This is a genomic window from Selenomonas dianae, from assembly GCF_030644225.1.
Classification (GTDB): domain Bacteria; phylum Bacillota; class Negativicutes; order Selenomonadales; family Selenomonadaceae; genus Centipeda; species Centipeda dianae.
The window spans coordinates 1554480-1573746 of sequence record NZ_CP128650.1; the positions used below are offsets into that span (position 1 = coordinate 1554480).

Consider the following 19267-nt stretch of genomic DNA (forward strand, 5'->3'; position numbering starts at 1 on the left):
TATTCCTCCCTAACAATAATACACAGGAACTGTTTTGTTACAGGACACGATGCGCATGCCGAAGAGCATGACAGCAGATCGTCACTGCAACGGGGAGGCCGGCGATGTGCGTCGCGCCCCACTCTACGTTCACGGCAAGCGCGGTCGTCGTCCCGCCCAGCTGAGGACCGATGCCCGTCTTGTTGATCATCTCAAGGAGCTCACCCTCAAGCTTTGCATATTCGGGCATCGGATGACGCTGATCGATCGACCGCGTGAGTGCCTTCTTCGAGAGAAGTGCCGCCTGATCCATCGTACCGCCGATGCCGACACCGACCACCTCGGGCGGACACGGATTCGGACCTGCGTGCTGAATGATCTCCATGACCGCCTTCTTCACGCCCTCGACACCATCCGCAGGAACGAGCATCTTGACACCGGACTTGTTTTCCGAGCCAAAGCCCTTCGGTGCGATGGTGATGCTGAGCTGATCTCCCGCAACGATCTTCGTATAGATCACGCCCGGCGTATTGTTCTGGGTGTTCTTGCGGTTGAAGAGCGGCTCTGCAACGACCGACTTGCGCAGATAGCCCTCCGTGTAGCCCTTCGCAATCCCGGCGTTGATCGCGTCCTCAAGAAGCCCATCGACAATGTGAAGATCCTGCCCGATCTCAACAAAGACGATCGTCATGCCCGTATCCTGGCAATACGGGCGGTCTTCCGCGCGTGCGATCTCTGCGTTGCGAATGATCTGATCCAAAACGACCTTTCCTACGGGTGACTCCTCCGTCTCTCGCCCCTTTTTGAGCCCCTCGTAGACATCATTTGGGAGATAGTACGCCGCTTCCTTGCACATCTCGGCGACGTTCTCCGTGATCTCTTTTGCGCTTAGCTCTCGCAAAATAATCCCTCCTATAAATATAACTTATACACAGGTTGATTAGACTATATCATATTTTTTTCTTGCTTTCAAGTCTTTCAAATTTCCTGTAAAGCCTTGAAAAAAGTGAATCTCATTCAATTTGGGAATGAGATTCACAAGCTGGAATAATATCGTTCTTTTATTTTTTATCTTATTGTTTTATATTTCAATCGAATTGTTTTACCGAGATCAATTTATTGTTTATCATGTATTTGTTATTATACATATAAAATCCATATCATAAGATATGGATTTTATATGGTAAATTTTTTTGAAAATTTTTTATTCAGTGGAAATCTTGATATGGCGCAGAAAACGCACAAATGCACTCTCCTAAATGCGAATGAGATTCACCCGTGGACTTTTCCCCTCATTCAAATCCACAAGCATGAACGAACCGCGCCGCTCATCACGCGGACGTGCGATGCTGCCGGGATTGAGCACGGTCACATCACCGCGTTCCTCAAGAGCAATGTGCGTATGTCCGTAGACGGCGATGTCCGCCCCCGCCTCACACGCCGCCGCTGCAAGCAGTTCCGTGTCAAAGCGCACGTTAAAGAGGTGTCCATGCGTGAGGAAGATACGATGTCCCGCAGCCTCTACCACCGTTTCATCATAGACACCATCGAGAAAGAGATCACAGTTGCCGAGCACACGCACGACACGTCTGCCGGACAGGATCTCCAAATCGTCCGCATCGGGCGCAAAGTCCCCGGCGTGCAGCCACAGTTCCGCCTCCGCTGCACCGGGGACGGCAAGCATATCTTCGAATACGCGTGTGTTTCCATGACTATCGCTGACAATTCCGATTCTCATAACAAGCTCCGATCTGTACACACGTCATCATTTTGTGGAAAGGAGCACACGCAGCCGCTCCTTCATGATCTGCAGTGCCGCACCGCGATGACTGATCGCATGTTTTTCTTCCCGTGAAAGTTCCGCCATCGTACGCCCGTCCGTCCGATAGAAATACGGATCATAGCCAAATCCCCCCGTTCCGCGTGCCGCCGGACGGATGAAGCCTGTACACGCGCCCTCTGCGGCGAGTTCGCGTCCATCCGGGAGCGCAAGCACGAGCGCGCAGTGATAGGCGGCAGCGGCGTTCTCCGTGTCATGTGCCCGAATTTCCGCGATCAGCTTCGCGTTGTTCGCCGCGTCATCACCGTGCACGCCTGCATAACGCGCCGAGTAAACACCGGGCGCACCATCCAGCACCTCCACCGAGAGACCAGAATCGTCGGCAAGCGCGGCAATCCCTGTTTTCTCCATATAGTAATGCGCCTTGATGCGCGCATTCTCCAGAAAGGTCGTCCCATCCTCGACCGGTTCTTCGATTTCTCCTGCCTCCGGCAGCACCTTGCTCAGCTGCGAAAGCGGAACGAGGCACACGGGCAGCCCATCAAATGCATTCTCTATCTCACGCACCTTGCCCTCGTTCGACGTGGCAATCAATATCGTTGTATCCATGCTATCCCTCCCGTCCCGGCAGCCATGACAGAGTTTCACCAAGCGCCACTTTTTGATGGTCGATCAGCTGCCGTATTCCGCATTCTCCGAGGTCAAAGAGCGCATTCATCTCTGCACGTGAAAATGCACGTCCCTCGCCCGTCCCCTGCACCTCGACAAATTCTCCCGCGCCTGTCATGACGAGGTTCATATCGACCATCGCCGTGGAATCCTCCGCATAACAGATGTCAAGGAGCGGCGTGTTCTCCGCGTCGATACCGACGCTGACCGCAGCCACATAGTCCCGCACAGGAAAGACGCCGCGCTTCGTGTAAAACGTCGCACACGCCTCCACAAGCGCGACGAACGCCCCTGTGATGGATGCCGTACGCGTCCCGCCGTCCGCCTGAAGCACGTCGCAGTCAATGTGGATCGTGCGCTCCCCGAGCGCCTTCGGATCGACAACGGCACGCAGAGCGCGTCCGATAAGACGCTGAATCTCCTGTGTGCGTCCCGTCTGATGTCCACGCATCACCTCACGCGCCGTACGCTCCGTCCCCGCCCCCGGCAGCATGGAATACTCTGCCGTCACCCAGCCCGTCCCCGAGCCCTTCAAAAAGAACGGCACGCGCTCCTCCACGGTCGCAGCGCACACAACGCGCGTGTGCCCCGTTTCGATGAGCGCAGAGCCGGCGGGATAACGCTGATAGCCGCGCTCGATCCGTACGGGGCGCAACTGGTCGGCACGCCTCAGATCTCTTCTTGGCATGAATGTATTTCTCCTTTATGAGATTCGTCCAAAAAAGCGGGAAGAAGGCACTTCCCGCTCCGATGATTTGCGTTACGCCGTATGGGTCTCCTGATACTGCCGATAGTTCTTGATGATGCAGATCGGCGTTTTCTGCGAGGCGTTGCCAAACGGATTGTCGAGCAGGAGTTTTGCCGCAAGCGCACCGTTCACACCTTTGGATACACCAACCACGCGCGAGCGTTTCAGATCGTTCACATCTGCGATCATGCCGCCGAATGCGCCCACACGGTCGCGAATCCGCGTGGCGACCACATCCGGCTCGGCAGGGCCGTAGACAACCACCTTGTCGAACGGCGGCATCGTTCCCGTCACGTCGTCGATGAGCGCCGCCTCCTTGCCGCCCCACTGGTAAAACAGCCCCTTTTTGCCGACGAGCTTTCCGAGGAATCCCGCAAAAAGCGCAGCGGTGACGCGCCACTTCCCCTCCACATCCATAAGGGACTGCATCCCATGCGGCGTTGCAAGACTGCCGTAGTCCGGAATAAAGCGGCACAGGAATTTTGCCATACCGGAAATATGCAGTTCCTCCGGGCGGACAAAGCGCCCCTGTGTCACGGCGACCACGCTCTCGGCGCAGCAGACGAGATCATCCGCCGTCACCTTGTTTCCCGCATAGTACTCGATGGCGTCCACGATGTCGTCTGCATCGGTCAGAATCCGCGTCGGAACAGGAAGGATCTTGATCTCAGCCATTCTTTCGTCCTCCTTCCTGTACGAGCGCAACACCCGCAAGCGTGGCGATTTCTGCCGCTGTGATCTTCAGAATCACCTTGCAATAATGCGCCGGAACACGCCCCGTTTCCTGGTAGATGAAATCCATACGAAAATCCGGCATATGGGCAATCGCCTCCGTAAGAGAACGCCCCTTGCGCCCCTCGATGGACAGCTTGAGCACGAAATCAAGGCGCTCATTTTTCTGAATGACGACCGCTTCAAAATAGTCGTCCTCACGCGGCGCATTTGCCATCTCCACCTTGCCGCGCACCAGCGCGCCGTCGTACTGCTCATAGGGCAGCTGTACGCGCAGAATCGCATCCATAACGACACCGCATTGCTCCCCCTCGTTCACAACGGGTAGCGTCGCACCGATCACGAGTCTGTCCTCCGTGCGTTCAACCACGGAAAACGGCGTCATTTCCTCCTTTTTGACGACGATCTCCTCCGCTCCGAAAAAGGCAAAAAACGCCTTCTTTCCGAGCTCCACAAAGACCAGCAATGCAAACAGCCAGTACGTCCACCATATAAATTCAATATCCAATGTCCCGTCCCTCTTTCTCCTGTGCCATTGCCGCCGCAAGCGGCTCATAGAACTCCTTCGGCAGACGTGTGATGCGCCCCGTTGCGCGCACAGTGAACACGTTTTCCGAAAACCCCGTCACAAGCAGTGTTCCCGCCGCATTCAGAATGCGGTAGGAGAACGCCATCTTCGCCTTGGTGAGCGCCGTCGCCGTGGTCTCGATCACGAGGTCGTCATCGAAATGTCCCGGCGCGTGAAACTCTGCCCCGACCTTCGTGATGGGGAATACATAGCCCGCCTCCATCAGCGCACCGAGCGTAATGCCAATGCGGCGCAGATAAGCGACACGTCCGATCTCGAACCAACGGATGTAGTTGGCGTGATGCACCACCTCCATGGCATCCGTATCGTAGAAATTCACTCGATGCTTTGCACAAACCGGCATACGTGCTCCCCTCCTTCAGACAATCTCCTCCATGCACGCAGCTCGTGCAAGATAGCTCTCAATACGCGCCAACGACTCCGCACCCGCGACTGCTCTGCCGGACTCGAAGAAGCGGCATACTGCCGTCTGCGTCCCCGGCAGAACAGTTGTGAGCCCCGTCCGCCGCGCCAGTTCTTCGACCGTCCCCTCGTTGCCATCCACAAAGCCCACCGTCTTTGGCAGAAGCCGCCGCAGAGTATCCTTGAAATAATTGAAATGGGTGCAGCCAAGCACGATGGCAGAGTAGTTCCGCAGATCGTAGGGCGTGAGTGCGTTCCACAGGTACTCCTCCACGCGCGGAGAAACGAACTCACACCGTTCCGCAAACTCCACAAGGCGCGGCAGTGCGAGAAGATCGACAAGATTCTTCTCATCATATGCTGAAACAAGGCGACGCAGCTTCTCCCCGTTTATCGTAATGGGTGTCGCTGTCACGAGCACACGCCGCCCAGCATCCTGCTCCAGTGCCTTTTTCACCGCCGGCTCCATACCGATAATCGGTACATCATAAAGCCGCCGCATCTCGTCCACGGCGACTGAGGTCGCCGTATTGCACGCAACGACAACGGCATCTGCCTTCTGCTTCTCGACAAGGAAGTGGAATGCCGCGCGTACAAATCCACGTACGGCAGGAACGGACTTCGTCCCATAGGGTACATGGTCACGATCAGCAAAGAACAGGAATTCCTCGGACGGGAGCACGCACCGCGCGTGACTGAGCACCGTCAATCCACCAATCCCCGAATCAAATAGAGCAATGCGCATATGCCCATCTCCTCCTGTGCTCCAATGACATTTTCTTATTATAGCAAGTTCTTACGGCTTTGACAAATCCACTCCATTCCTGTTATAATCGGCTCGTTACACTTTTATAATATCTTTTTTAGAGAGAAGTCTTTGCCGATGAAACGCCGCCTCAGAAAACAAGAATACATCTTCGTCGCCTCCCTGCTGTTCGGGCTGGTATTCGGCGCGGGCAATCTCATCTTTCCCGCCTCGATGGGACAGCAGGCGAGTACGGCGATGCTGCCCGCACTCATCGGGTTCTGCATTACGGGGGTGGGGCTTCCGCTCCTTGGAATCGCAGCGATCAGCATCACGGCGAGCGAAAGTCTCTTTGACATCGGGATGAAAATTGGCCGTCGCTTTGCCTACGGTTTTACCTGTGCGCTCTATCTCTGCATCGGGCCGCTCTTTGCGATTCCGCGTACCGCAACTGTCTCGTTTCAAGTCGGTGCCTCCCCCTTTCTCGCGGAGGATGGGCAGACGCTCGGACTGCTGCTCTTTACGCTGCTTTTCTTTGCCCTCGTTCTTTACTTCTCCCTGCGTCCCTCGGGCATCCTCATCTGGATCGGCAAGGTGCTCAACCCGCTCTTTCTACTTTTTCTCGGTATTTTGATTGTTACGGCGATGGTACGTCCGATGGGCACAATATGGGATGCAGAGCCGGTCGGCGCATACGCCGAGCACGCCTTTTTCACAGGGCTGCTCGAAGGCTACAATACGATGGATGTGCTCGCCGCACTCGCGTTCGGCAGTATTCTCGTAAATGCGATCAAACGCCTTGGACTGTCAGAGCCAAAGGATCTCTCCTACAGCACGATCATCTCCGGTATGTTCAGCACGGCACTGATGGCGCTCATCTATCTTGCGCTCACTTATGTCGGCGCACAGAGCCGGACGATCTACGGTCTGGACGCGAACGGCGGTGACGTGCTTGCCCACATTGCCGCACATTACTTTGGTGCGTTCGGCGGTATCCTGCTCGGCATCACGATTACCTGCGCCTGTCTTAAAACCGCCATCGGGCTGGTCACTGCGTGCAGCACGACGTTTTCCGACCTGTTCCCGCGCTCTCTTTCCTATCCGAAATACGCCGTCGTCTTTTCCCTCTTTTCCTTTGCAATCTCGAATGTCGGTCTGAGCAAGATCATCGCCTACTCTCTGCCCGTACTCTACTTCCTCTATCCGCTCGCCATTGTCATCATCGCCCTCTGTCTCATCGAGGGAGTTCTCGGCTACCATCGTCCGCTCTTTGTCTGGACGATCACAGGAACCGCCATTGCGGCGGCGGTTGACTTCGTACGTGCGCTACCGCCGGGCATACGGGATGTCCTGTATGTGCATACGATCGGCGATGCACTTCCCTTTGCAGACATCGGGATGGGCTGGGTTGTGCCTTCCCTCATCGGCTTTGCCGTCGGAGTGATGGTTCTTGCACGGCAAAGACTTGACAGCACGCCGTAATTTCTGATACAATAGCAACGCTTTAGGGAGAGGTGTCCGAGCGGTTTAAGGAGCCGGTCTTGAAAACCGGTGATGCGGCAACGCACCGTGGGTTCGAATCCCACCCTCTCCGCCATATGTCGAAATGCAAAAGACGACTGCACGCGCAGTCGTCTTTTTGGTATGCGTATGCTGTTTACAGCGTTCCGAAGATGCGGTCACCCGCGTCGCCAAGCCCCGGAACGATATAGCCATGCTCGTTGAGACATGTGTCGACAGCGGCGACGTAGATGGGTACATCGGGATGATCCGCAGCCACACGGCGGATGCCTTCGGGTGCGGAAACAAGGCACATGAGGATGATGTTCTTCGCCCCCTTCTCCTTGAGCAGGGTGAGTGCCGCCGAGGCACTGCCGCCCGTGGCGAGCATGGGATCGGGCACGATGAGGGTACGATCCTCCACGCCGCTCGGCAGCTTGGCGTAGTACTCGACCGGTCTCAGCGTGTCCGGATCGCGGTAGAGCCCGATGTGTCCCACACGCGCGGCGGGAACAAGCGTCAGGATGCCGTCGAGCATCCCGAGACCCGCGCGGAGAATCGGAACGATGCCGAGCTTCTTGCCCGCGAGCATCTTCGCATGACAGGCTGCGACAGGTGTTTCGATCTCCACATCGCGCAGCGGGAAATCACGCGTGATTTCGTACGCCATGAGCATTGCAATCTCCGAGAGCAGCTCACGAAACTCCTTCGTCCCCGTCTCCTTTTGGCGCATAATTGTCAGCTTGTGCTGAATGAGCGGATGATCGACGAGATGGAGACTCGGGACATCGGACGGATGAAATGTATCAGCCATGGGAGAGGCTTCCTTTCTTTCGGTAATGATTATTCGTACAGAGGATACTTCTCACAGAGCGCGGCGACGCGGCGACGCGCCTCCTCCTGACGTGCCGTGTCGGCCGGCGCATCGAGGACGTGCGCGATAATCCGCGCGACCTCACGCATATCCTCCTCGTTAAATCCGCGCGTTGTGAGCGCGGGAGAGCCGAGACGGATACCGCTCGTGATGAACGGGCTGCGTGGCTCGAACGGGATCGTATTGCGGTTCGCCGTGATGTTCACCTCGTCGAGGAGGTTCTGCGCCTCCTTGCCCGTGATGTCCTTATTGGTTAAATCGACGAGCATGACGTGCGTATCCGTACCGCCCGACACGATGCGGCAGCCGTGCTGCATCAGTTCATCTGCGAGTGCCGCCGCATTCCTTACCACCTGTGCGCCGTACTCCTTGAACGAGGGCGCGAGTGCCTCACCGAACGCGACCGCCTTTGCCGCAATGACGTGCATCAAAGGGCCGCCCTGGATGCCGGGAAATACCGCCTTGTTGATCTTTTTCCCCAGCTCCTCGTCGCGTCCGAGGATGAGGCCGCCGCGCGGACCGCGCAGGGTCTTGTGCGTCGTCGAAGTCACAACATCGGCATAGGGGATGGGGCTCGGGTGCTGCCCTGCGGCAACCAGTCCCGCAATGTGCGCCATATCCACCATAAAGTACGCGCCGACCGCCGCTGCAATTGCACGGATACGCGCGAAGTCGATCGTACGCGCATATGCGGATGCACCGGCAATAATCATCTTCGGCTTGTGTTCCTTGGCAAGCATCTCAAGTGCATCATAGTCAATGCGCTCCGTCTCGCGATCCACACCGTAGGGAATGACCTTGTAGTACGTGCCCGAGATATTGACAGGGCTGCCGTGCGTCAGATGTCCGCCGTCCGTCAGATTCATCCCGAGAATCGTGTCGCCCGGCTGCAGGAGTGCAAAGAACACCGCCATGTTCGCCTGTGCGCCCGAGTGCGGCTGCACATTCGCCCAATTTGCTCCAAACAGCTCCTTCGCACGGTCAATGGCAAGCTGTTCCACGACATCAACGTACTCACAGCCGCCGTAGTACCGCTTGCCGGGATAGCCCTCCGCATACTTGTTCGTGAGGACACTGCCCTGTGCCTCCATAACGGCACGGCTTACGATGTTCTCCGAGGCGATGAGTTCCAGCTTCGTACGCTGGCGGTTCAGCTCCTGCCCGATTGCCGCATACACCTGCGGATCGGTTTTTCCCAATGCATCCATAATGCTCATAGAACGCTCCTTACCCTTCTTTCCGATTCTGCAGTGCCATGATCTTTTCGACGCGGCGTGCATGACGACCGCCCTCGAACGCCGTACGCATCCATGCACGCACAATTTCCCCCGCAGGACCAAACCCCGTCACACGTCCGCCGAGGGCAAGCACATTCGCATCATTGTGCTTGCGTGACTGGATTGCCGAATAGACATCCGTACAGAGCGCGGCACGAATGCCGTCAATCTTGTTTGCCGCGATAGCGATACCGATGCCCGTCCCGCAGAGCACGATGCCGCGATCCGCCTTTCCGGAAACGACATCGGCACAGACCTTCTCCGCAATGTCCGGATAGTCGACAGCCTCCTTGCCGAACGTACCGACATCCTTCACCTTCACATCGCTGAACTCATGCAGAACCATCTTGACCTCATCTTTGAGTTCCACCGCTCCATGGTCGCTTCCAATCGTAATATTCATGGTGAACGTCCCCCTTTTCGCATTGATACCATCTTCATTCTAGCATAAAAAAATCGAAAATAACAGACTGTCAGCGTTGAAAACGCGCACGGACAACAAGCGACAAAAAGAAAATTACGGCTGCCGATGCCACGATTGCCGCTCCTGCGGCAATGCCGAGATAATACGCCGAAAAAAGCCCAATCATCCCTGAAAATAGTGCGATCATCACCGCAAAAAGATGATACTCCTTGACGCTCCGTGCAAGATTGCGTGCGGCAGCTCCCGGCAGGACGAGCAGCGCGTTGATGATGAGAATGCCGACCCACTGGATGCTCACAGCTACCACCACGGCAAGCAGTGCGGCAAACATGGATTCAACGGCAATGACAGAGACACCGCGGCTGCGTGCGAGCGACGGATTGACCGAAAGCAGGAGCAGCCGATTAAAGAGGAGCACCCACCCGAGGAGGACGAGCGTATCCACCGCCAGCAAGCCGCCGAGATCGACCGGTGTAATGCTCAGAATATCGCCGATGAGGAGCGGCGAGAACTTTGAGAATCCTCCGCCGTGGCTCATAATCATAAGCCCGACGGCGATTGCCGTCGAGGAGAAAACCCCGATCACCGTATCCGCCGAGGCCGCCGTACGGTGCTTGATCCATGTGATGAGCAGGGCGAACAGAACGGAGAAGATGATGAGTGAGGTAAGCGGCGCAAACGCGCCAACAAGCGCCCCGATGGCAATGCCCGTGAACGCCCCATGTCCGAGCGAGTCCGAGAAGAACGCCATACGGCTTGAAACGACCATCGTCGAGAGCAGTCCAAAAAGAGGTGTCATCAGAAGGATGGCAAGAAGCGCATTCTTCATGAATGTGTACTCCATCCACGCAAACGGCAGAAGCGTGTCAAGCACGTTGTAGATCAGTTCCATGCCTCTCCCCCGTCTGCTTCCGCCCGCGCTTTGAGATGGCGCAGATCCGGCAAAATGCCAAAGAGATGCTCCATCTGTGGGTCGGCAAAGACCTCATGCGGGGTTCCCGCCGCCGCAATTCCATGATTCATCAGTACGACCTTATCCGCATGACGCGCCACCATACCGAGATCATGGGAGATGAGGAGAATGGCAAGATCCTCCTGTGCACGCAGCTGTCCGACAATCTCATAAAAACGTGCAAGCCCGCTTTGATCGACACCTGAAACCGGCTCGTCGAGAAGCAGGAGGTTCGGCATGGGGTCGAGCGCGAGCGCGAGCAGGACGCGCTGCAGCTCCCCGCCCGAGAGTGCACCGAGACGGCGGTCGATCAGATGCTCCGCACGCACGCGGGCTAGGTTTTCCACGATACGGGCGCGCAAACCGCGTACGGGAAAGAGCCAAACGGGGCGCGCGGACAGGCACGCCATAAAGAGATCCTGCACCGTGGTCGGCGCACTCACATCCAGCCGCAGATACTGCGGCACACAGCCGATGACAGGACGCATACGCCGATCATCCGCATCAACGAAGCGCAGATGCCCCGTATGGGGAATCTCGCCGAGGATCGCACGCAGCAGCGTACTCTTTCCCGCACCGTTCGGGCCGATAATCGCCGTCATCTCCCCGCAGTGAAAATGGAGGTTTACATGCGAAAAGACCTCGAACGTCCCAAACGAGACACCGAAGTCCTCGATTTTGGTACAGCAGAAATGCGCACAGCCCTCCGCCGCCCCTCTATGATGAAAAATATGCCTGAGCATGGTGATCCTTTACTTGGTTTCGCCAAATTGATTGTAACGATGAAATGTCGTGAGGAATGCCCCTAAACGAACCCTAGTGAAGCAAGTGAGTAAAGTGTGCGGTACGCCCCGACGGATTTCTTTCGTTCAAGCGAAGCGCGTTTAAGAAGTCCGTCGGTATTTAAGCGTACAAGCACACGATCACTTGCGTAACGAGGTGTTCGTGTGGGGCTTCCTCACCAAACGATAATGCCTTCAGGACTTTATACGACTATAGTCGTCTAGTTCAATCCGTCAGCCGTCGGAACTTCCACGTCCCGACGGCGATGCCGAGCACGGCATAGCTCACGACGACCACGAGCGAGAGCGCGGAGAAGTCCCCCGTCAGCCCGAGACTGCGCAGAAGATGACTTGTATGCGTCAGCGGCAGCGCCTCCACGAACCAGCGCACCACATCCGGCAGTGCCGCCGTCGAAAAGAACGTCCCACAGAGGAACGACATCGGCAGCAGCACATAGAGGTTGACTTGACTCATCTCCTCATAGGATGGGGTATACATCGCCGCAAGAAATCCGATCTCCGCAAAGATCATGCAGTTCAGCGTAAGCACGAGGAGAAAGAGCGGCGTGATCGTAAAATGTGCGCCAAAAAGACGGCTCAGCACAACGATGATCGCCGAAGAGATCAGCCCGCGCAGAACAGATCCCGCCACCTTTCCGATGACGAACGCATCGGGGCGGATCGGAGCGATCAGATACTCCTCAAGACTTCTGTGGTAGACACGCTCCGCATGAACAGAGATAATGCTGTTAAAGCTGATGTTCATGGAGTTCATCGCCAGCAGCCCCGGCACGAGAAAGTCCAGATACGATCCGGTGCCAACGTCAATGCTGCGCCCGAGCCCCCAGCCGAATGCGATGAGGAACATCAGCGGCGAGACCATGCGGCTCAGCACATATTTGATCAGACGGCGCCGCAGCACAACCCAGTCGCGCCAGAACACCGTCCATATATCGCCGAGCATCACAGCCCCTCCTTTCGCCCCGTCAGCTCGATGAACACATCTTCGAGATTCGTCGGACGCAGCAGAACGCGCTGCATCTGCTCCTCAAGTGTACGCGCATGAGTGCGTGCCTCCTCGCGCGTGCGAAAAAAGCGATAGGTGCGTCCATCCGCCCCATCCCACTCCACCGCATACGCGCCGAGATTCTCGCAGAATGCACGCGGCGTCCGCACGTCGATGAGTGTCCCCCTGTTGATGATGGACACGCGATCGCAGAGTGCCTCCGCCTCCTCGATATAGTGCGTTGTGAGGAGGACAGTCACGCCGTTCTTTGCGATCTCGCGCACAAGATCCCAGATATGCCGTCGGATCTGCGGGTCGAGTGCCACTGTCGGTTCATCGAGGAAGAGCACCTGCGGGCGATGAATCAAGGCACGCGCGATCAGCAGCCGCCGCTTCATCCCGCCCGAGAGACGGCGCACATTATCGTTGCGTACCTCCGTCAGCTCCATCTCTGCGAGCAGTTTCCCAATCCGTGCCGTACGCTCCGCACGGCCGATATGGAAAAGACGCGCGTGCAATTCCAAATTGTCCCATACCGTGAGTTCCTGATCGAAATTGACCTGCTGCGGCACAACACCGATGCGTTCCTTGATGACGCACGGATCGCCGCTGATGTCCTGTCCGCCGATACGGATTTTTCCGCTCGTCGGATGTGTCTGCATGGTGAGCATACGGATGATCGTCGTCTTGCCCGCACCGTTTGGGCCCAAGAGGCCGAACACCTCGCCGCGCCGAACGGAAAGCGAAATCCCCGCAACCGCCGTTTTCCACGTTTTTTCCTGCGCTGCATTCGTGTGCGGAAATTTTTTGACGAGATTCTCCATTTCGATCATCATGAGTTCCATGGTCTTCAATCCGCCCGAAACTGGATCCCCGCCACGAGGCGTGCCTTCTCCATCACCGCCATCACCGTGCGCGTGGTTTGCAGCCCCTCCTCCACGCTTCGATAGTCCTTTCGTGCAAAAATATCCCGCATCGTCTCGAACTCGTGCACCATACGGTGCTCATGACGGTTCAGCGCATACGTCTCCGGCGCTCTGCCGCGCAGTCCGATGGTGAAGGAAGCGAGCTCGTTCGGTGTCCCCTCGGCGCGAATCCAGCCCGCCTCCCCCTGGATCAGGAAGAACGACGGACTGGAGCTGTCCTTTGCCGCCGCCGCCGTTGCAACAAAACCGTCATAGCGCAGAGCCAGGATGCCCGAGGTATCAATCCCGTTAAAGCCGATATTTGCACCGTAGTTCGCAGACTTCGGCCGCCCGAACAGGGCGACAATGAGCGAGAGATTATAGACATTCAGATCGTAGAGCGCCCCGCCCGAGAGGGCAGGGTCAAACGCAGGGGCAACATCGCGTGCAAGATAGCGTTCGTAACGGCTGGAGTACTGCGAGAAATTCGCCTGTACCATGCGGATGAGCCCAAGGCGCGGAAGTGCCTCCAAGATGCCGAAATAATTCGGCAAAAAGAGTGGAGTCATCGCCTCAAACAGATAGCAGTCTGCCGCGCGCGCACGCGCAATCAGCTCCTCTGTCTCCGCAAGCGTTGAAGCAAACGGCTTCTCCACAATGACATGCCAACCCGCCGCAATTGCCTGCCGTGCATAGTCGAAATGTACGCTGTTGACAATGCCGAGATAGACAAAGTCCGCCTCGTGCGCCGCGAGCATCGCACCGTAGTCCGTCGCCACCTGCGGTACATCGAACTCCCGCGCCAGTTCCTGCGCCTTTGCACGGCTCTGCGGGCGCGCACAGATGGCGACGACCTCAACATCCTCTACCTGACGCAGGGCAGTAAGAGCTTCCCGCGCAATCATTCCCGTACCGACAACCGCTATCTTCATCTCTCTGTTCTCCTTGTCATGCGGGACTTCCGTACCCCACACTATAAACACTGCTCCCTATTATAGCAGGGTATGCGTACAAAGAAAAGGGTCTGCCGCAGAAGTGAAACACTTCCGCAGCAAACCCTTCACCGCACAAAGTACGGATACGAACCGCTCTTACTTCATCATCTTGATATGATCTGCGTCCGCACCCTTATTTCCCTGCAGCGCATCCCATGCGTCGTCGGCACGCTCCACATACATATCGCGGATCATCTTGTTCTCACCAATCCCGTGGAGATAGGCATCCACCTTGTAGCCCTCGCTCTCGAGAACACTCTTGTGCGAGTCCGCATCTTTTCCTGCCATGTCGTTGTGCGCATGATCGCCCGCAACCATCATGATCGGCATGAGCGTCACATTCTTAACCTTATTCGCCTTGAGCTTCGGAATGACATCCTCGAGGCTCGGCCACCCCTCGACCGTATAGACATAGACGTTCTTATACCCAAGTGCGTCCAGCTTCGCCTGAATGACGGCATAGTATGCGTTGGAGACGTGCGGCGTGCCGTGCGCCATCAGGAGCAGCGCCTCATCCTTCCCCATCTTCGGGAACTGGCTGGAGACCGCCTGGAGGAATTCGATCACATCATCCGGCTGCTCCTCCTGCCCCTGCCAGTACATGAGCGACGTGCCACAGGTCATCGTCTTGAACTGCTCCTTGTACTCATGGAACACGGCCTTGACGTAGGAGTACTCCATGCCCGGGATGACATCGAGAGAGACGAGCGCCACACGCGAGTAGCCGTCCGCCTTGAGCTGTGTGAGCGCCTCCTCGGGCGTTGGGTACTTCTTGCCCTCGTTCTTTGCAATGCGGTCAATAATGATGTGAGATGTAAACGCCGTCACAACCTTCACGCCCGGATGCGCCGCCTTGATTGCATCCACCGTTGCCTCGATCGTCTTCTCACGCGTCTCCTTGAACGTCGTGCCAAAGCTCGTCACAACGATGGCATCCTTATTCGTGTAGTTCGCCATCTGCGGGTTCTCATACTTCAGAACACCGATTTCCGATGCCTCCATGAGTGCGGGTGTCACCGTCTTGACCTCGGGATTGAGCTCATACGACGCCTCCGCCGGGCTGTAGGAAAAGCCAAGGACCGCCGAGCAGGCAAGCGACGCAACCAGCATTTTCTTCCAATTCTTCATCCGAATTCCTCCCAAAAAATATAAAGAAAGGCTTTCCTGCAGGAGCAAGAAAGCCTCGTGAATCATCTTCACGAATCCCCTTCCTGTCGCTCGCAGGTCTGTGCCTTCGGCACACGGTGGATTGTCAGACAGGCAGTTCTCCTGGCTCGGTTCATCGCTCCCCTGCGCCTTCCCAAGAGGACATCCTCCCAGTGGCATCCTTGCAGGTTCGCTCCCCTCACAGTGGCGGGACCGCGCCGGCTCGTCCGGCTTCTCTATTAAGCACGCGCTACTGCGCTGCACCTGTCTCCCATTCATTTATAAAACTATACATAGAATACATCGTTATACACAGATTGTCAATCGTTTCACACCTTTATTTCGCAGCCCGTTCGATATGTATTCTGTTGCAGAAAAAAGGAGCCCCTATTCCTCCGGCGTACGCACCGTACGATTGATTGTGGTAAGTCCACGATAGACCGTACCGATGTCGAGATCGTCGCCGCGCGACTCCATGTATTTTTCGAGCTTTCGCTTGACGCGTTGGAGCGCGTTGTCGATGGATTTCACCTGCCGGTGCAGATCGACAGCGATCTCCTGATACGATTTGCCGTCAAGGTAACTCATGAGCACGCGCCACTCAAGGTCGCTCAGAATCTCCTCCATCTTCTGTTCAATGTCGATGAACTCCTCATGACTGATGACCAGCTCCTCGGGGTCGCTGATGCGTGCGCCCGACAGCACGTCGAGCAGGGTGCGGTCAGAGTCCTCATCATAGATGGGCTTGTTGAGGGAAACGTAAGAGTTCAGCGGGATGTGTTTCTGCCGCGTCGCCGTCTTGATCGCCGTGATGATCTGGCGTGTCACGCAGAGCTCGGCGAAGGCACGGAACGACGAGAGTTTGTCCTCGCGATAGTCACGGATCGCCTTGAAGAAGCCGATCATGCCCTCCTGCACAATGTCCTCGCGGTCTGCGCCGATGAGAAAGTAGGAGCGTGCTTTGGAGCGCACGAAATTACGGTACTTGTTGATAAGGTAGTCGAGTGCCTCGTCGCCGTCGCAGGAGCGGATGTGCGCGAGCAGCTCCTCGTCGGAACAGCCGTCATAGATGCTGTTCTCTGCAGCCGCCTCCTCCGCCTCACCTGTTTCCGCATCCAGTTCGACGGACTCAAGATCATCCGATTCTGCCTGCTCCTCATCCAACACAGACGTTTGCTTCTCGCCGTAAAAAATCATACGATTGCTCCTACAAATGTCCTATGATCCTTTAATATTATACCCCTGTTGCAAAAGCTTCGTCAAGATCCCCCGCGTTCAAAGGCGCTCACGAATGACGACTTTCTCCTCCGCATCGTTGTCATGAAGCAGAACGGACACATCCTCAAGTGCGGCGGTCGGAACATTCTTGCCGACGAAGTCCGCGCGAATGGGCAGTTCCCGATGCCCACGGTCGATGAGCACGGCGAGTTGGATCATGCGCGGACGACCGATGTCGAGAAGTGCGTTCATCGCTGCGCGGATCGTGCGCCCCGTATAGAGCACATCGTCCACAAGCACGACCGTCTTGCCCGTGATGTCCAAGGGCATCTCCGTCGGATGGACGATGGGCTGATAGGACAGTTCGTTGAGATCATCGCGGTAGAGCGTGATGTCAAGCACACCGCATGGCAGCTGCCGCTGCTCAATGCGTGCAATTTCCGCACCGATGCGCGCAGCAATCGTCACACCGCGCGTGCGTATGCCAACGAGCACAAGATTCTCCGTCCCCTTGTTCTTCTCCACAATCTCGTGTGAAATGCGCATGAGTGCACGCCGTATCCCGTCCCCATCCATGAGAACCGCCTTTTCCCGAAACTCTGTCATACCGTCATCTCCTTATGAACTTGTGCGCAATGTGCACAGAATCTCCTCCATATCCGCCGGAAGCGGTGCGGCAAACACCATTTCTTCCCCCGTGCGCGGATGTGCGAGACGGAGCGTCAGCGAGTGCAGCGCCTGTCCCGTGATCGCAAAGGGATTCTTCTTCGCCGTATACTTCGGGTCGCCGACGAGCGGATGTCCGATGCTCGTCATGTGTACACGGATCTGATGTGTGCGTCCCGTCTCCAGACGGCAAACAACATAGGTATAGTCACCGAACCGCTCAAGCACCTCGAAATGTGTCGTCGCGGGCTTTCCGTTTTCCCGCACAATCGCCATTTTCTTACGGTCGGTCGGATGCCGCCCGATGTCGCCCGTAATGATCCCTGCGCGCGGGACGATGTTGCCGTACACGATGGCACGGTACTCCCGCCGCGCATCCTTGTCCCGAATCTGACGTGCGAGATAGTGATGCGCCATATCGTTTTTCGCCGCGACCATCACCCCCGATGTATCCTTGTCGAGACGGTGTACGATCCCGGGACGCAGAGCGCCGTTAATCCCCGAAAGATCACGGCAGTGCCACAGCAGTGCATTGACCAGCGTTCCCGTATAGATGCCGGCAGCAGGGTGAACCACCATGCCGCGTGCCTTGTTGACGACGATGATGTCCGCATCCTCATAGAGAATGTCAAGCGGGATGTCCTCCGCACAGATCTTCGTCTCCTCAGCAGGCGGAACGGTACACACGACCGTCTCACCGCCGCGCAACTTATAGTTTGCCTTGCGCTCCGCGCCATCTACCGTGACCTGTCCGTCCGCAATGAGACGCTGTGCATAGCTGCGCGAGAGATCGGGCAGCTGCCGCACAAGGCACAGATCCAATCGCTCGTCCGCGCGGTCAGCCGTGAATGCTGTGCTCATCATCAAATTTCCCTTCTCTGTACAAAGAGAGCCCAGAGAACCGCACTCGTGCCGAGGACAATGGCAATATCCGCTACATTGAACACAGGCCAGACACGAAAATCAAAGAAATCCACAACATGTCCGAGACGGATGCGGTCGATCAGATTGCTCACCGCACCCGCTGCAAGGGCAACGCTGCCATAGTGAATGAGGGTGCCGCTGCGCCGCAGACGGTCATAGTACACAAGGAATGCGCCGAAGAACACGACTGCCGTGACAAGAAAGAGCCACTGCTGGTCACGGAAGATCCCAAATGCCGCCCCGGGATTGAGCACGAACGTGATATGAAAAAAAGAACCCGCGACCGGAATCGACTCGCCCGGCAGCATCGTCAGTTCAATGCAATATTTGACCAACTGGTCAACCAGCAAAATCCCCAAAAAAGAGAATGCGGCTGTTACGCGTCCGCTCATCGCTCTCAAATATCCTCCTGCTGTTTCTCATCCCCGGCACTTTCACGTGTCGTACTTTTCTCCGCCGCCACATCGGGCATCTCCGCAATCGCATCCTCGATCAGTGCAAGCTCCGCCTGCACGTTTCCCTTCATGCGGCGCAGAAATTTATGCTTCTCACGCACAAGGCGCTCGTACTCCGACACAATGGAGCGCAGCTTGTCTGCCGCCTCATCCATCTGTGCCTTTGCCTTGAGCGTTGCCTCACGATGGATGTTCTGCGCCTCCCGTGCCGCCGTTTCAAGCATGAGATCGGCATTTCGCTTCGCGCTTGTTGTCATCTCCTCAGAGGTTTTCTGAGCCACCACAAGCGTTTCGCGCATACTCTGTTCGATTCGCCGAAAGTCCTCGATGGTCGTCTCTGCCCGCCCCAGATCCGCACGCAGCCGATCTCTCTCGTCAATCACTTCAGCATACGCCTGCATGACTTCATTCAGAAAATCATTGACCTCCGTCTCATCAAATCCGCGAAAGCTCTTTCCGAACTCCTTCGCATGTATATCCATCGGTGTCAGCACTCTGC

The 19267-nt window shown here is 56.6% G+C and carries 23 protein-coding genes, 1 tRNA gene and 1 riboswitch; of the genes, 2 read left to right on the forward strand and 22 right to left on the reverse strand.

What is annotated here, in order from left to right:
* Positions 1-37: 37 nt before the first annotated feature.
* The 8 genes from QU667_RS07650 to murI form a co-directional block, all read right to left on the reverse strand.
* Entirely contained in the window at positions 38-880 is an 843-nt protein-coding gene (locus QU667_RS07650; RefSeq protein ID WP_304986617.1) for a fumarate hydratase, read from the reverse strand.
* A 354-nt stretch (positions 881-1234) separates the two neighbouring features.
* Positions 1235-1717: a metallophosphoesterase family protein gene (locus QU667_RS07655; protein WP_304986618.1), complete on the reverse strand. Its 483-nt coding sequence runs from the start codon at positions 1715-1717 to the stop codon at positions 1235-1237.
* A gap of 27 nt (positions 1718-1744) precedes the next feature.
* Positions 1745-2368, reverse strand: a complete 624-nt coding sequence (gene rdgB, locus QU667_RS07660) for an RdgB/HAM1 family non-canonical purine NTP pyrophosphatase (protein WP_304986619.1) — start codon at positions 2366-2368, stop codon at positions 1745-1747.
* Between the two features lies 1 nt (position 2369).
* Positions 2370-3116, reverse strand: a complete 747-nt coding sequence (rph, locus tag QU667_RS07665; protein ID WP_304986620.1) for a ribonuclease PH — start codon at positions 3114-3116, stop codon at positions 2370-2372.
* 72 nt (positions 3117-3188) lie between these two features.
* A complete protein-coding gene (locus QU667_RS07670) occupies positions 3189-3851 on the reverse strand; it encodes a Rossmann-fold NAD(P)-binding domain-containing protein (protein ID WP_304986621.1) in 663 nt (220 codons plus the stop codon).
* On the reverse strand, positions 3844-4416 hold the full coding sequence (locus QU667_RS07675) for a hypothetical protein (protein ID WP_304986622.1): 573 nt from the start codon (positions 4414-4416) through the stop codon (positions 3844-3846). Before QU667_RS07675 ends, QU667_RS07670 begins: the two co-directional genes overlap by 8 nt.
* Complete coding sequence (locus QU667_RS07680) at positions 4406-4840, reverse strand: acyl-CoA thioesterase (RefSeq protein WP_304986623.1); 435 nt, start codon at positions 4838-4840, stop codon at positions 4406-4408. The genes QU667_RS07675 and QU667_RS07680 overlap by 11 nt, the downstream gene beginning before the upstream one ends.
* A gap of 15 nt (positions 4841-4855) precedes the next feature.
* The gene (gene murI / locus QU667_RS07685; RefSeq protein WP_304986624.1) at positions 4856-5644 is read right to left on the reverse strand and encodes a glutamate racemase; all 789 of its coding nucleotides are present in this window, start codon (positions 5642-5644) and stop codon (positions 4856-4858) included.
* A gap of 138 nt (positions 5645-5782) precedes the next feature.
* Between murI and brnQ the strand changes: the two genes are divergently transcribed.
* The gene (gene brnQ, locus QU667_RS07690) at positions 5783-7126 is read left to right on the forward strand and encodes a branched-chain amino acid transport system II carrier protein (RefSeq protein ID WP_304988431.1); all 1344 of its coding nucleotides are present in this window, start codon (positions 5783-5785) and stop codon (positions 7124-7126) included.
* Positions 7127-7152: 26 nt separating this feature from the next.
* Positions 7153-7241, forward strand: a tRNA-Ser gene (locus QU667_RS07695).
* A 60-nt stretch (positions 7242-7301) separates the two neighbouring features.
* On the opposite strand, the gene upp is transcribed toward QU667_RS07695, so the two are convergent.
* The 14 genes from upp to QU667_RS07765 form a co-directional block, all read right to left on the reverse strand.
* Positions 7302-7958 carry a uracil phosphoribosyltransferase gene (gene upp / locus QU667_RS07700; RefSeq protein WP_304986625.1) on the reverse strand — a complete coding sequence of 219 codons (657 nt, stop codon included), beginning with the start codon at positions 7956-7958 and terminating at the stop codon, positions 7302-7304.
* Between the two features lie 29 nt (positions 7959-7987).
* Positions 7988-9235, reverse strand: coding sequence for a serine hydroxymethyltransferase (gene glyA / locus QU667_RS07705; protein ID WP_304986626.1), 1248 nt, complete (start codon positions 9233-9235; stop codon positions 7988-7990).
* Between the two features lie 10 nt (positions 9236-9245).
* A complete protein-coding gene (rpiB, locus tag QU667_RS07710) occupies positions 9246-9698 on the reverse strand; it encodes a ribose 5-phosphate isomerase B (RefSeq protein WP_304986627.1) in 453 nt (150 codons plus the stop codon).
* Positions 9699-9768: 70 nt separating this feature from the next.
* Positions 9769-10611 (reverse strand): metal ABC transporter permease, encoded by an 843-nt coding sequence (locus tag QU667_RS07715; protein ID WP_304986628.1) that lies wholly within the window; start codon positions 10609-10611, stop codon positions 9769-9771.
* Positions 10602-11414 (reverse strand): metal ABC transporter ATP-binding protein, encoded by an 813-nt coding sequence (locus QU667_RS07720; RefSeq protein WP_304986629.1) that lies wholly within the window; start codon positions 11412-11414, stop codon positions 10602-10604. Before QU667_RS07720 ends, QU667_RS07715 begins: the two co-directional genes overlap by 10 nt.
* Before the next feature lie 265 nt (positions 11415-11679).
* On the reverse strand, positions 11680-12417 hold the full coding sequence (locus tag QU667_RS07725) for an ABC transporter permease (protein WP_304986630.1): 738 nt from the start codon (positions 12415-12417) through the stop codon (positions 11680-11682).
* Positions 12417-13304: an ABC transporter ATP-binding protein gene (locus QU667_RS07730; RefSeq protein WP_304986631.1), complete on the reverse strand. Its 888-nt coding sequence runs from the start codon at positions 13302-13304 to the stop codon at positions 12417-12419. The genes QU667_RS07725 and QU667_RS07730 overlap by 1 nt, the downstream gene beginning before the upstream one ends.
* Positions 13305-13309: 5 nt before the next feature.
* Positions 13310-14296: a Gfo/Idh/MocA family protein gene (locus tag QU667_RS07735; RefSeq protein ID WP_304986632.1), complete on the reverse strand. Its 987-nt coding sequence runs from the start codon at positions 14294-14296 to the stop codon at positions 13310-13312.
* Positions 14297-14455: 159 nt separating this feature from the next.
* The gene (locus tag QU667_RS07740) at positions 14456-15487 is read right to left on the reverse strand and encodes a sirohydrochlorin cobaltochelatase (RefSeq protein WP_304986633.1); all 1032 of its coding nucleotides are present in this window, start codon (positions 15485-15487) and stop codon (positions 14456-14458) included.
* Between the two features lie 114 nt (positions 15488-15601).
* Positions 15602-15788: riboswitch (cobalamin riboswitch) on the reverse strand.
* Positions 15789-15892: 104 nt separating this feature from the next.
* Positions 15893-16702, reverse strand: a complete 810-nt coding sequence (gene sigH / locus QU667_RS07745; RefSeq protein WP_304986634.1) for an RNA polymerase sporulation sigma factor SigH — start codon at positions 16700-16702, stop codon at positions 15893-15895.
* Between the two features lie 78 nt (positions 16703-16780).
* Positions 16781-17329: a bifunctional pyr operon transcriptional regulator/uracil phosphoribosyltransferase PyrR gene (pyrR, locus tag QU667_RS07750; protein ID WP_304986635.1), complete on the reverse strand. Its 549-nt coding sequence runs from the start codon at positions 17327-17329 to the stop codon at positions 16781-16783.
* A 12-nt stretch (positions 17330-17341) separates the two neighbouring features.
* Positions 17342-18250 carry an RluA family pseudouridine synthase gene (locus tag QU667_RS07755; RefSeq protein ID WP_304986636.1) on the reverse strand — a complete coding sequence of 303 codons (909 nt, stop codon included), beginning with the start codon at positions 18248-18250 and terminating at the stop codon, positions 17342-17344.
* Positions 18251-18252: 2 nt separating this feature from the next.
* Positions 18253-18705 (reverse strand): signal peptidase II, encoded by a 453-nt coding sequence (gene lspA / locus QU667_RS07760; protein WP_304986637.1) that lies wholly within the window; start codon positions 18703-18705, stop codon positions 18253-18255.
* Positions 18706-18710: 5 nt separating this feature from the next.
* Positions 18711-19250: a DivIVA domain-containing protein gene (locus QU667_RS07765; protein WP_304986638.1), complete on the reverse strand. Its 540-nt coding sequence runs from the start codon at positions 19248-19250 to the stop codon at positions 18711-18713.
* Between the last annotated feature and the right edge of the window lie 17 nt (positions 19251-19267).